The 13,743-nt window shown below is 57.9% G+C and carries 7 protein-coding genes; 5 read left to right on the plus strand and 2 right to left on the minus strand.

The window, feature by feature from the left end:
• The 3 genes from ACIQLF_RS04540 to ACIQLF_RS04550 all read left to right on the plus strand — a co-directional run.
• Window positions 1-1,513, plus strand: a 1,513-nt coding sequence (locus tag ACIQLF_RS04540; RefSeq protein WP_400294815.1) for a hypothetical protein, incomplete at its 5' end; no start/stop codon positions are given.
• A 110-nt stretch (window positions 1,514-1,623) separates the two neighbouring features.
• The gene (locus ACIQLF_RS04545) at window positions 1,624-2,379 is read left to right on the plus strand and encodes a DUF5819 family protein (RefSeq protein ID WP_400294817.1); all 756 of its coding nucleotides are present in this window, start codon (window positions 1,624-1,626) and stop codon (window positions 2,377-2,379) included.
• Complete coding sequence (locus ACIQLF_RS04550; RefSeq protein ID WP_400294820.1) at window positions 2,370-3,473, plus strand: HTTM domain-containing protein; 1,104 nt, start codon at window positions 2,370-2,372, stop codon at window positions 3,471-3,473. Before ACIQLF_RS04545 ends, ACIQLF_RS04550 begins: the two co-directional genes overlap by 10 nt.
• A gap of 289 nt (window positions 3,474-3,762) precedes the next feature.
• Here ACIQLF_RS04550 and ACIQLF_RS04555 read toward each other — a convergent pair whose 3' ends face one another.
• Together ACIQLF_RS04555 and ACIQLF_RS04560 are read right to left on the minus strand one after the other, a co-directional pair.
• Window positions 3,763-3,990, minus strand: coding sequence for a PLDc N-terminal domain-containing protein (locus ACIQLF_RS04555; protein ID WP_400294823.1), 228 nt, complete (start codon window positions 3,988-3,990; stop codon window positions 3,763-3,765).
• Window positions 3,991-4,066: 76 nt separating this feature from the next.
• Window positions 4,067-4,444 (minus strand): RNA-binding S4 domain-containing protein, encoded by a 378-nt coding sequence (locus tag ACIQLF_RS04560; RefSeq protein ID WP_400294825.1) that lies wholly within the window; start codon window positions 4,442-4,444, stop codon window positions 4,067-4,069.
• A 210-nt stretch (window positions 4,445-4,654) separates the two neighbouring features.
• Here ACIQLF_RS04560 and ACIQLF_RS04565 point away from each other — a divergent pair, with 210 nt between their 5' ends.
• Together ACIQLF_RS04565 and ACIQLF_RS04570 are read left to right on the plus strand one after the other, a co-directional pair.
• A complete protein-coding gene (locus ACIQLF_RS04565; RefSeq protein ID WP_400294827.1) occupies window positions 4,655-5,653 on the plus strand; it encodes a helix-turn-helix domain-containing protein in 999 nt (332 codons plus the stop codon).
• A 662-nt stretch (window positions 5,654-6,315) separates the two neighbouring features.
• Window positions 6,316-13,581 carry an SdrD B-like domain-containing protein gene (locus ACIQLF_RS04570; RefSeq protein ID WP_400294830.1) on the plus strand — a complete coding sequence of 2,422 codons (7,266 nt, stop codon included), beginning with the start codon at window positions 6,316-6,318 and terminating at the stop codon, window positions 13,579-13,581.
• Window positions 13,582-13,743: the final 162 nt, after the last annotated feature.

The raw sequence follows: 13,743 nt of genomic DNA on the forward strand, positions 1-13,743 counted from the left end.
GACGGTACCGGCGGGTACCCCTGCCGGTACTGACTACAAGGTTGTTGGTTCGGTCGATGGTGGACCGTCTGCCTCGACGGGTCTGACCGTTACCGATCCAAACACTGCCGACAACACCGCTGTGAACACTGCTGTGAACACCGCCGACAACGGCACGGAGAACACCGACGTGAACACCGCTGTGAACACCGCCGACAACGGCACGGAGAACACCGACGTGAACACCGCTGTGAACACCGCTGTGAACACCGCTGTGAACACCGCCGACAACGGCACGGAGAACACCGACGTGAACACCGCTGTGAACACCGCTGTGAACACCGCCGACAACGGCACGGAGAACACCGACGTGAACACCGCTGTGAACACCGCCGACAACGGCACGGAGAACACCGCTGTGAACACCGCTGTGAACACCGCCGACAACGGCACGGAGAACACCGACGTGAACACCGCTGTGAACACCGCTGTGAACACTGCTGTGAACACCGCCGACAACGGCACGGAGAACACCGACGTGAACACCGCGGAGAACACAGCTGACAACACTGAACACCCGACTCTCACCGTCATCCCTGGCGAAGTTGAGAAGGGTGACCCCGTCAAGGTCATCGGTGACAAGTTCACTGCTGGTGGAACTGTCAAGATCGAGGTCGGAAACGTTGATGGATCAGGCGAGAAGGTCGTCCTGACCGAAGACGAAGAAATCGGTGACAACGGCAAATTCGTCTTCGACTTCGATTCCAAGGACCTCCCACCGGGGGTCTACGAAGTTATCGCCACAGACAATGAAGGCAAGACCTCTTCTTCGTTCCTGGTTGTCCGCGATAAGAAGGTCACCACCAACGTCAGTATTGATGTCACGCCGAAGCGTGTCGTCAAGGGTGAAACTACCTTGTTGACCGGATGGGACTTTACTGCGGATGGAACAGCAGAAATCTCCTTGTTGGCACTAACCGCTGGTGCTGCACTTGCAGTACCAGATGCCGATGTTCTTGAATCCGAGCTCGCAGTCGATGCTGAAGGAAAGATTTCCCTCCGCGTCGAAACTGCTGATCTCGAATTGGGTGATTACCTCTTGACTGCAGTGGATAACTCCTCTGAAGACAAGGACTACGTCACCTTCACCGTTATTGCCGACGATGATTCAACCGCAGAAAACACTGCCGAGAACACCGATGACAATACCGATGAGAACACGGATGACAACACCGATGAGAACACGGATGACAACACCGATGAGAACTCGGATGACAACACCGATGAGAACTCGGATGACAACACCGACGAAAATACCGATGAGAACTCTGCGACTAACAGCGCAGACAACTCATCTGTAAATTCGGGTGCTAACAGGGGCGACAACGCCGGGACATCTGGCCCGGTCAAGCTGGTCAAGCCGCTGGCCAATACGGGTTCTGAAGGAACCCTGATTGTCGGCGGAATTGCCGTGCTGTTGCTGCTGGCTGGTGCCGTAACCTTGATGCTTTCCCGTAAGCGCCGCGCACTCTAAGCGGTAAGTTTGTGAGGGACCGGGACTTTTGCAAAATGAAAGTCCCGGTCCCTTTAAATCATTCTCACGACCACACAAAACGGTCTCCACGTCTCACACGAAGAAGATCAATGGAAAAGATTCGACGCATTGGGATTCCCGCAAGAATTATGCTGGTGCTTGGCGGCCTTGTCGTCATCGCTCATATCGCAGCGACGCTCGCATTTACCGGCCCGCAAACGCCGCTTAAGGCGTCATTGCAGCCGGCATTGAACAAGTACTTCCTTGGTCCCCTAGATCAAGGATGGAGCCTGTTTGCTCCAGGCCCGTATTCCCAAGACGAGTATTTTCTGATGCGAGCATGCCTTAGCCCAATTGAAGTATGCGCTGGTGGAGTTGCGGCAGGTGCCGAGTTCTCGGAATGGCGCAATATCACAGAGGAAGAACAGGCCGCATCGGCCGGAAACATCCTTGCTAACCGAAGCGCGAAACAATCCAAGACTATTCACGGGCGCTACTGGACCGCGGCTCATGATTTGAGCGACAAGCAGCGTCAGGAAATCGCATCAAACCATATCCAGGGACAAACTGTATTCGGCGTTGAGCTAGACTCCGCAGAAGCCAAGAAGAAGTTCACTAACTCACAGCTCGATGACCTGCGGGCTTATGAACGAATGGAAAAGGTCGCAGTGGGATTTGCCACCCTTTACGCCAAGAATCGGTGGGGCGATAGCGTTTCAATGGTTGAAGTTCAGATGCGTCGTGACCCCGTAACGCCTTTCGCTGAACGGCACGATCCAGCAGGGAAACAGTCACAGATATTTACCAAGATTGGCTGGCGCGATGCTCTGGCCTTCGATGAGGAGGTACTAGCAGCATGGAAGTAAAGACTTCTTCAGCTCCCAGTATTCTGAATTGGGTTTCTAACCATAAGGATGCGCCGGCCAATCTCATCGCCAAAATCGTCGATTGGTTCGTCCTTAATCGAAATGCTGATTACGGGTTGGCCGTGATGCGCATGGCCTCGGGTACGCTCATACTTGGTTGGCTGCTGCAAAACATCCCGGTTGCCAACCGTATTTGGGGTCCGGGGTCGGCATACTGGGACCCATACCGCGCGGTACTGGGATATAAGTGGCCGCTAGACATTCTGAGGGAGGCCGGCACCGGATTTTTCTGGGGCTGGTACGCCGTAGCGATCTTGTTGGCCATCGCGTTCATTTTTGGGTGGCGAACGCGTGTCATCACTCCACTCTTCTTTGTTTTCTATACGGCGATCAATGCGCAGAACACTCCAATCGCTGACGGTGGAAATTACTTCATACGAATCATGCTGATTTACATGATCTTTGCCGATATTTCTCGTCGTTGGTCGTTGGACGCCCGTCGCAGGTCTTTAAGAGGCAATAATTCCGAGACGCAGATCGGAACCGTTCTGCACAATCTCGCGTTATGCCTTATCGTTGCGCAATTGTGCCTCGTTTACTTTGAGGCTGGAATGTACAAAGTGCAGGGCAGTCTATGGCAAAGCGGCGAAGCCATGTACTACCCAATTAGTTCGAAGGCCTATGGGATTTTCCCATGGCTTTCTGAACTACTGACGGCGAATACCTGGATGGTTGTGCTGCTGACCTACTTTACGGTCGTAGTGCAAATTGCGTTCCCATTCCTGCTCTTCAACCGCGTCACGCGGCGTATTGCACTCATTTCCATCCTTGGCATGCATGTGGGAATCGCCGTCGTCATGGGGTTGCCGTTCTTCTCCGGAATTATGGCTTCTGCGGACGCAGTGCTGGTATCGGCGGCAACTTGGGTCACCATTGCAACGTGGCTGGGAATTCAGTTTCGTGGCATTGGCCGCCGAGTGCCAATCGTCAACAAATGGATTCGGCCCGAGCCTGAATCTAGTGAAGAACAGGTTCTGGTCCCGGAACGACCAGAGGACCACGATTCTCCAAAGAAGGATCCAGCGTTGGTTTAGCGTGCGCATTTGACCACCTAGAAACTGTGCCTCATCATTCCATGAGTGAGAGGCACAGGCGATTGTTTACCACCACGTATTCCTAGTTCGCACCGAGGGCAGCAACCGACCTCCAACGCAACTAAACACCGTCATTCGTGCCAGTCGGGACAACAGCCGCATCGAGTCCCGTCCGGTTGCCCGTTTTCGAAGGGCCATTCATGGCATTGGCGCTGGTAGAGGGCATTCGGAATCGCTCAATGATTCTGTTTTTGCTAAGGGTTCTTGATTAGAGTCATGTTCAGGGGGGTTACTTCTTGGTTCGGATGCGCCCAAGCGTCAAATATGCAATAGGTCCCAGGAAATTGACGAATGATGCCGCGGCCCAAGCACCCTTGGCTCCACGGATACCTGATGCGGGTCGCTTGATCAGATCACGTAGGGCAACAAATTGAAGTGCCAGTTGCATGATGCCCAAGATTGCAATCCGCCAGCGTGCAACTACGGAGAGATCATTCCAGCGTTTTTTCTGAGCCATGGCTTTCCTCATCCAGATTGTGGTTGCAATTCATTCATAGACAACGGTGTTGCTAGTTCTCATCGTAGCTGTTGCCCTAATGGAACTTTTCGCGAAGCCGCTCCATTTCCCGTCGGTCCTTTTTGGTGGGCCGGCCCGCGCCGCGGTCCCGAACCGGAACCTGCGGGATGGCTTCCTTGGACCGCACGGGGGTGTGGTCGTTGTAGCATCGAGCGGCAACATCGGCACCGACCCTTTTCGCTATCAGCCCGGTGACTTCAAAGATTCTGTCGAAACCCGACTGCCTAACCCGGATGGTATCGCCGGGAACAACAATTTGTGCGGCCTTAGCAGGCTTGTCGTTCAGGCGCACGTGTCCGGCTCGGCAAGCGGCAGTAGCCGCCGAACGCGTCTTGTAGATTCGGATCGACCATAGCCACGCGTCGATTCGAACGGCCTTGGATTCTTGATTCACATCGCAAGTCTAGACGACGCTATAAATCGTGATGGACGGCTTGCGTACACCAGGCAGAGTCTTCAAGGAAGGACGCAGTTTCTTTTTCTGGAGGGCATTCGGAACCGAACGTTGCAGGAAACAGATCAGTAGTTCTGATTGGAGTTCTGAAAGCCGTAATTGGTGTGTTTTCCGGTGATTGCACCGAATGATGTGGAATTATGCAAGGCAATGGAAACTCGCAATGCCGGTCGATCAGCGGTCCACTGGACCGCGTTGGTCGACGAACACAACTATCGCGGCACGGAGCGATTTGCTTCGGGAGCGTCCGCTCGAGACACGAGTGGGCCGGGCTCGATTTCGGAGCCGTGGACGATTCGTGCCCTGAGTCCGAAGGCCGACATCGAATGTGTGAAAGGCTGGCGGCACGGCAGTCTTTCGATCGCCCATATCACCGGCGATGCGGTTTCATTTCATCGTTCAAGTGCGCATTTGGGTGATGGCTATGATCGCTACATACAGATCTGTCTCATCAATTCGGGCAAGATTTACACCCGTCAGCGTGGTGAAGAATCTGCCGGTGAAGCCGACTCGGTTCTAGCGCTCCTGCTGGACCACGAGTTCTTTTCCACAACGAGCAACCACACAGACGTTTTATTGTTTGACGTTCCCCGAAGCTACTTCGAAACCCGAGGAATCAATACTGAGATCATGGCCGCATCGGTGCTCAACAGAGTACCCGTTGCGGCACCAATTCGAGCACTGGTGGAGAGTGCCCTCCGGCTTCAGGAAGACGGCGATGAGTCGCTGAGGGACTGCCATGAACGTGCCATCCTTGAACTTCTGACCGGACTTGGTACCTTGTCCTCCGAAGGCTTCGAGCTGATGGACAAGCACTCCGTGGCCCTGCGCGCCAATGTCTTGGGTGTCATTGACGCTGCATATGTGGACCCCCAAACAAGCGTCGACACCTTGGCCAGGGCCGTCGGCGTCAGCAGACGACAGCTCTATAGGCTTTTCGAAGGACGCAATGTGTCGGTTGCCGGAATGCTCCGGGAACGTCGGCTGGACCATGCCGAAATGCTTTTGCGACATCCAGGCAACTCGCCAATATCGTTCATCGCCGAATCTTCCGGGTTCAATGGCCCCGATCAGCTTTCGCGCGCCATGAGAGATCGGCATGGGCGTTCGCCACGTGAATACCGCGCAGAAATTCGATCGCAAAGCTGACGAGCGCGCTGGCAAGAACAAAGCGACGATCCGTGCCAAGATTTACGATTCTTTGTGCCAATTCTGGATGCGGTTCAGCGGCGGCTTCAGGCCATGCCACCCATCCATGCGAACCATGGCTGAGGAACGACATTGAGCGCCAGCATGTGAAGGGAACGTTCAAGTTCTGCAAAACTTCCATGTCAACCATCGAAAGGCAAGCGGGTTGGTGGTCTTGGGTGGTAGCCATGCCGGCCAATATGGAGTGATTGGCGCCCCCGACCGATTGGTAGGGTCTTAATGTTGCCTTTCACTGTGTGGTCTTCATGGGAAAAACCACGGGTGCAGCTAATCGGACGGCAACGTTAACTTGGGGATAGGGGAAATACGTGCGGAAGCATGTTACCTCCGGCGCGCCTCCGCGTCGGAAATCAGTGCTCGCTGCCATTCTGGCACTCACATTGGGGCTTGGAGCAGTGGGCATTGCGCCGGCTTCTGCAACGAACGTGGCAGAGCCCCGGCAGGTCGCATCGTCCACTGAATCTCAGGTGCCGGAAGACGTAGCCGCTGGAGAGCCAAACAGCCAGGAATCAGATAAATCTGAACCAGCAGCCGAGCCTAAGAGACTTGGCTCGGGGAATGCCCAACGAAGCGTTTCGGGTCCGACGGCCAAAAATGACGGAATGAGCCTCACCAAGACACTTGAGGGGCCAGCGACGCTGAAGCCAGGCGGAACGGTCACCTATGAGCTGAAGCCGGGTTGCTCATCGATCGAGACTCCTTGCACCAATGCCGTTTTGGTGGATTCGCTTCCGGAACCGCTGGTTCTGCAAAGCATCAGCTACATCGGCTTTGAGAAGACGGTCACCCAAAAGGACCCGGATAACAAGACCCGAATCGAGCTGGCCTTCAACGAGAAGACCGGAGACGTCGACGGCGTCGGCCTAAATGACGGCGCGGATTACACCGTGAAGATCGTGGCAATGTTGCCGGCCGATGTCTCTCCCGAACTGGGTGGCACGAAGCTAACCAACAGTGCCAGCCTCACCTCGGATGCCGGTAGTGTCACCGACGAGGCTGAACCTGTCACCCTCGAAATTGATCCCGCGCCGAAGGCCGAGATCACCAAAGCCTGGGCCGAGAAGGCCCTCCTTGCCGGTTCAGGTGCGGCAAACACAGTGACTCTGGGTGGAATCAAGAACGCTTCCAAGGTCGGCGCCACCTCGCTGACCATCCTTGAACCGTCTGGCGGAACCAAGCCATTCGACGCGGTGTCCTTCACCGGATTCGGCCCAGTCGAGTTCCCCGCTGGCGCTGACCAGATCCAAGTTAACTACTTCGTAAACGGCACCAAGACCGACGGTACTCCGGGTGCATTGCCTGTCATCCCCGATGGCATGGCACTTTCCACCATCACCGGTTTTGAGTTCGTCTTCACCTCTTCGAAATCGACTTCCTCTAAGGGCGGCATTACCGCGGGAGGTTCGGCCGGCTCCATCAAGCTGAACACGGAATTACGTCCAAGCGCCCTAGTAGGCGATGTCAACAACCAAGTGAGCATCACCGCCCAGACGCCTAAGGGCGACTCGGCGCCGAAACCGGCAACCGACAAGTTTGTGGTGGACGCAGTCGACTACAAGGTCGACGCAAAGAAGTCTTTTGCCCCCAAAAAGGTAGTTGCTGAAAACGCCACCCACATTGGTGCCGCCCAGAACCGTTCAACCGTGACCATTGGCGCAACGAACACCTCAAACCAGCCGCTCAAGGCGCTGAGCATCAAGGAACCGGCAGCAGGCACGGCACCGTTTGGCGACGGCATCGACTTTGAGAAGTTTGTATCCAATGACTGGCCGACTGGCGCCGAAACCGGTGGCATCACCATCGCGGGCACTCGTTATGAGTTGGAGCGGGTCGACGGAAAGATCACTTTCCCGGCGGACATGCCGGCAGGCAAGGACCTCAAGTCCTTCGAGCTTTCCTTTGAAGGAACCTTTGCCCCGAACCAGGGCGTCGAGCTGAAATTTGATGTCCTCGGCCGAAAGGCCGGTTCTCACAAGAACGAAATCCAGGCCGGCGGACTGACCCCCGGCGGCGTCGCGGCAACGACCGACAACGCCGAAGACACGCTGATCGTTGAAGATCCCAAGGAACTTTTCGACGGAGGCAAGTCCTTCCACCACAACCGTGTTGAAGGCCTGGCCGGAGACACGACCTCGGCAACGCTGAACACCAGCGTTGCCCCGGGAACCAACGTCGATGTTCGCAAGATTGTTCAGACCGACATGTTTGACGGCATGATCGCCGACTGGAAGCCAACCAAGGTCAAGATCACCAACAATCAGGGTGCCGCGAGCGTCCTCATTGAGTACATGGATGCCGTCGGCGACTGGCAGACCCTGGCCGATGCCGACGGGAACCTCCCCGCCGACAGCACGGGGGTACGCATCACGTACACCCGTGCTTCCGGCACCTTCCCGGATGCCAATACGGGAGACAACTACGGCAACGTCACCTCGGTGGTCGACTTCGAACTCAAGCACGACGTGGCCACGGACAAGACCGAGTGGACAAACGTCTTGCGCACCGCGGATGGCGGCGAGTTCCCGGCAACCGTCACCGTCGACAAGAAGATCCAGCTTGGCAGTTCAAAGTCCTGGTCCGCAGGCACCATCGTTCAAAAGCCATCGAACAAGTTCCCTGCAAGCCAGCTGCGGCTCTCGGCGTGGAACACCTCGACGTACGCGGTGGATTCCCTGACACTTGCCGATCCAATCGGCGCTGCCAAGCCATTTGACTACGTCACCATCACCGGCATGCACAAGGCCAATCTGTCCGACAGCTCATCGGTGGAAACCGCTCGATTGACGCTGACCATGGACGGTGGCGCTACGGTGCTTCTCACCGGGACCGAGGCCGTGGACCCTGCATCTTCCATGGTTCCTATCGACTGGGCCAACGTGGTCGGTATCGAGTTTGCGCTGGTGAAGACCGGAGAGCATTTGGTGCCGCGCGATGCGTGGTTCGATCTGACTCTTGACACGGAGCTCCGCGAGAAGAAGCGTGGAACCGAGACTCTGGTCGACGTGGCACTGAAGGAAATCGGGTACACGATTCCCAACACCGCTGAAGCAACCATCGTTCGCGGTGGGGACTCCGCGACGGACAACCCATCCAAGGACCTCAAGGTCGTCACCGAGAACTCGGTGGTGATTGCCCCGGTGCTGACGAAGTCCTTCAGCCCGGCAGGACCCGCAACGTTCTTCCCGCAGAATGGTGTTCCCACCCCGATTCAGGTGAAGCTGAGCCTGAATGCAGGTGGCGAAGACGCTGCGGACAAGATCGTTTTCGTGGACAAGGATCCGACGTTCTGGAACGCCTTCGACTTCGCCGGTTGGAACCCCGCTCCGACCAGCAACGGCACGGTGACCATCGAGTACCTGGCTGGTGCCACCTTCACCACGGGCGCAGCCAACGAACTCATCGACGATGGCAAAGGAACCTGGCGAACCACTAAGCCGGCCAACGACGATGTCCAGGGTATCCGCATCACCATGCAAGGCGCGGACTATGAGCCTCTGGACAAAACCGTCAACGAGGTAAAGTTCAAGGTCATGCCGCGCTACACGCTGCGCACCGGCGAGTTGAACAGCATTGACGGCGCTTCCCGGAACCCCGGCGAATCAATGAAGTCCACGGTGGAGAATACCGCCACCGCAGCGATGGAACGCTTGGGGCAGAAGCGCACCGTTCCTGACGTATCCACCGAGCACCAGTTCGCTCCGGGTGCCACCAAAGCGGGAGTCAGCAAGACGTCCGACGCCTTGAGCGGACAGATCTCTGCTGGCGGTGCGGTCAACTACACCATCGAGGTGACCAACTCGGGGACCGAAGCAATTCTTGACCCGGTCATCGTGGACAAGCTTCCACAGGACAAAGACGGACTGCTGCTGGAACTCGATCCGGATTGGACCTCGCAAGTCAAGTACTCCTTTGGCAAGCTGTTCAACGCCGCGCCCCAGGGCACGTCGATGACGATCGATTCCACGCTCATCGGTGCAGTTCTTGCCAACGGCAACGAGGCAACGTTCACTTTCCCCGAGGGAACGAAGCTGTACCCGGGCGAGTCCTACACCATCGTCCTTCCGGTGACGGTCCGGGCCGGAGTGCCGGCAAAGACGGACCTGAAGAACCATGCTGATTTCGGTGGAAAGAATGCCGAAACTGTCACGGGCGTATCCGACCTGAGGATCGTCGAAGGCCAGGCCTACTCCTCCCGAAAGCTGGTTCGTGAGGTCCCGTCCGCGGGACAGACCGACCCGACGGGCATCCACAACACGCTCAACAAAGACGCCAAGTGCTTCGACTTCGGCGGCGGCTTCTACCGATACCCATGCGTGGTTGAAACCAAGCCGGGTGGAATCGCCGAGTGGAAACTCAGCGTCACCAACACCGGAAACGTTCCATCGCAGCACATGGAAATCCTCGATATCTTCCCGTTCGTGGGAGACACGGGCGTGACCGCGTCGCAGGCCGGCAAGCCTCGCGGATCGAAGTGGACCCCAACGCTCCTGGACGTGAAGCTCCCGGAGGTTCCGGAAGGGACCAAGATGGCCCTTTCCTACCTGACCGGCGATCCTGCAACCTGCAAGCCCAACGGCATGGATGGAAAGAATCCGTGGGCCGGTTGCCTGGCCAACTGGGTCACCGATCGCCCTGCCAACCCCCGGGAAATCCAGGGCGTCAAGCTGGTCATGGACTTTGACAAGGGATTGGAACCCAAGGACAGCGTTGCGCTGACGTTCACCACGCAGTCGGCAACCGAAATGCCGGATGGCGTGGCCGATCTCGCCGCGGCGTGGAACTCCTTCGGCTACGCTGCCCAGGCTCAGGTCGACGGAGAGACCGACTACCGCAGCCAGGAGCCGATCAAGACCGGCATCACATTCCGCCCCGTTGAAAAGGCGAAGGTCTCCGTTGGCGACTTCGTCTGGGTGGACGGCAACAAGGACGGCATCCAAGATGGCGGCGAGCCCGGCATCAAGGACGTCACCTTGAAGCTGACCGACAAGGACAACAACCCCGTCATCGACGTGTACGGCAACGAAGTGCTGCCAACCATGACGGACGGGAACGGGCACTACACCTTCGAGAACCTTCCGGTTCTTCAGGACGGGCAGAAGTACATCGTCTCCATCGACCGTGAAGCTTCCGAATCGGTTCTGAAGCCGTACCTGCCGACCCGTGTCGGTGCCGGTGACAAGGACACGGACTCTTCCGGCTGGGTGGCCGAAACCGATCCTTCTTCCGAGCTGTTGAAGACGGACCGCGACCGGGATCCGAGCTTGGACTTCGGCTTCTTCGTGAATCCGGGGCGCGTTTCCGTTGGCGACTACGTGTGGGTCGATACCAACCGCGACGGTGTCCAGGACGAGGACGAAGCCGGCATCCCGGGTATTGTCCTGACCATTGTTGGTCCGGGCGGCCTGCCCGTGGCCGACGTGTTCGGCAATCCAGTTGGCTCGGCCACGACAGACAAGGACGGGAAATACACCTTTGTGGATCTTCCTGCCCTGAAGGACGGCGAGTCCTACACAGTCTCGATCGACCGCGAAGCCTCGGCTGAGCCGTTGGCTCCGTACATTCCGACGATCGACACGGGCAAGGACCGGGAATCGAACTCTTCGACCTGGGACGCCACGTCCGAGGGCCTGACGAAGGACGGGGACCGGGATCCGAGCCTGGACTTCGGCTTCGTGCTGCCAAAGGTTTCGGTCGGTGACTACGTGTGGGTGGATACCAACCGCGACGGAATCCAGACGGACGGCGAAGCAGGAATCAAGGATGTCGTACTGACCATCGTTGGTCCTGGCGGCCTGCCCGTGACCGACGTGTTCGGCAATCCCGTTGGTCCTGCAACCACCGACAAGGACGGCAGCTACGCCTTTGAGAACCTTCCGGTTCTGAAGGACGGCGAGTCCTACACGGTCTCGATCGACAAGGACGCCTCGGCCGGGCCGCTGGCTCCGTACATCCCGACCATTGAGACCAAAGACAACCGCGAGAACGATTCATCGACCTGGGAAGCCGTTTCCGGCAACCTGTTGGTGGACGGGGCCGAGGACAAGACCTTGGACTTCGGCTTCGTGCTGCCGAAGGTTTCGCTGGGCGACTACGTGTGGGTTGATACCAACCGTGACGGAATCCAGACGGACGGCGAAGCCGGAATCAAGGATGTCGTACTGATCCTCAGCGGCCCGGACGGCAAGGCGGTGACCGACGTGTTCGGCAACGAGGTGCTTCCGACCGCGACCGACGGGAATGGCCACTACATCTTCGAGAACCTGCCGGTTCTGAAGGAGGGCGAGTCCTACACGGTCTCGATCGACAAGGAAGCCTCGGCCGAGCCGCTGGCCCCGTACATCACGACGCAAACGGGACAGGGTGTCCGTGGCACGGACTCTTCATCGTGGACTTCCACTACGGAGGGCCTGACCCAGGACGCCCAGCATGACCCGAGCCTGGACTTCGGGTTCGTTTTGCCGATGGTTTCGGTGGGTGACTTCGTATGGGTTGATACCAACCGCGACGGCATCCAGGATTCGGGCGAGCCCGGCATCAAGGACGTCGTACTGACGATCCTTGGTCCGGACAACAACCCGGTCACCGATGTGTTCGGCAATCCCGTTGGCCCGGTCAAGACCGACAAGGACGGCAAGTACTCCTTCGAGGGCCTTCCGGTTCTGAAGGAGGGCGAGTCGTACACGGTCTCGATCGACAAGGAAGCCTCGGCCAAGCCGCTGGCGCCGTACATCCCGACCGTAGAAACCGAAGGCAACCGCTCGAAGGATTCCTCGACTTGGGAAGCCTCATCAGAGGGACTGGCGACGGACGGGGACCGGGATTCAAGCCTGGACTTCGGTTTCGTTTTGCCGAAGGTTTCGCTGGGCGACTACGTTTGGATTGATTCCAACGGAAACGGACGTCAGGACAAGGGCGAGCCTGGCATCCCGGGTGTTGTCCTGGAGCTGACGGGTCCGGACGGCAAGCCGGTCGTTGATGTCAACGGCAAGCCTGTTGGTCCGGTGACTACCGACAAGGACGGCAAGTACGATTTCTCGAACCTGCCGGTCGTGAAGGACGGCCAGTCCTACACGGTCAGCATCAACAAGGAGAAGTCCGCCGACGCGCTCAGCCCGTATGTTCCGACCCAGTCGGGCAAGGGCGACATCGAAGGCGACTCTTCCGACTGGACCGCCAAGTCCGCAGGACTGACCCATGACGGTGACCGCGATCCGACCCTGGACTTCGGTTTCGTTCCGGGCACGGTCTCCGTGGGCGACCGCGTATGGGTTGATTCAAACAAGAACGGCATCCAGGGCAAGGGCGAGCCGGGCATCCCCGGCGTCGGCCTGGACATCTACGGCCCGGATGGCACGAAGATTGGATCGACGACCACCGACAAGGACGGCAACTACCTGTTCAAGGATCTGCCGGTTCTCAAGGATGGCGAGTCATACGTCGTCAAGATCGCCCGCAAGAAGTCCAAGAAGGCCCTGGACCCTTACCTTCCGACGATCGAAACCGACGGAAACCGCGGCAAGGATTCCTCGACCTGGGAATCCTCGTCCACGGGCCTGACCGGTGACGGCGAATCCGATCTGACGCTGGACTTCGGCTTTGTGCTGAAGCCGGAAACCGAACCCACGCTCCCGTCCACCGACGGTGGCGACAACGAGGGCAACAGCGGCGACGGCACCGGAAGTGAAAGCGGCAACGGCGACGGCTCGGCCAATGAAAACGGCTCGAACGAGAAGCCTGTCAAGAAGCCGACCGACGACAAGCTCGCGGCGACCGGGTTCGCGGCATTGGGAGTACTCGGTGGAGGCCTGCTGCTGATCCTCGGCGGTGTCGCGCTTGTGCGCCGCCGCACCAGGAACAACGAAGCATAGCCAGTAACCTCGAATAGCCAAGGAGCCCTGGCTTCCATCCTTGCCGGTGGAAGCCAGGGCTCCTGTTCGCTTGGGTGCCATAAGCCAAGGACAGCGCCGCATACGGAAGCAGGACCGCAACCTTTCTGGTGCGGTCCTGCTTCCGTATGTCCGGCGATCGGC

Source organism: Paeniglutamicibacter sp. NPDC091659 (genome assembly GCF_044756805.1).
GTDB lineage: Bacteria > Actinomycetota > Actinomycetes > Actinomycetales > Micrococcaceae > Paeniglutamicibacter.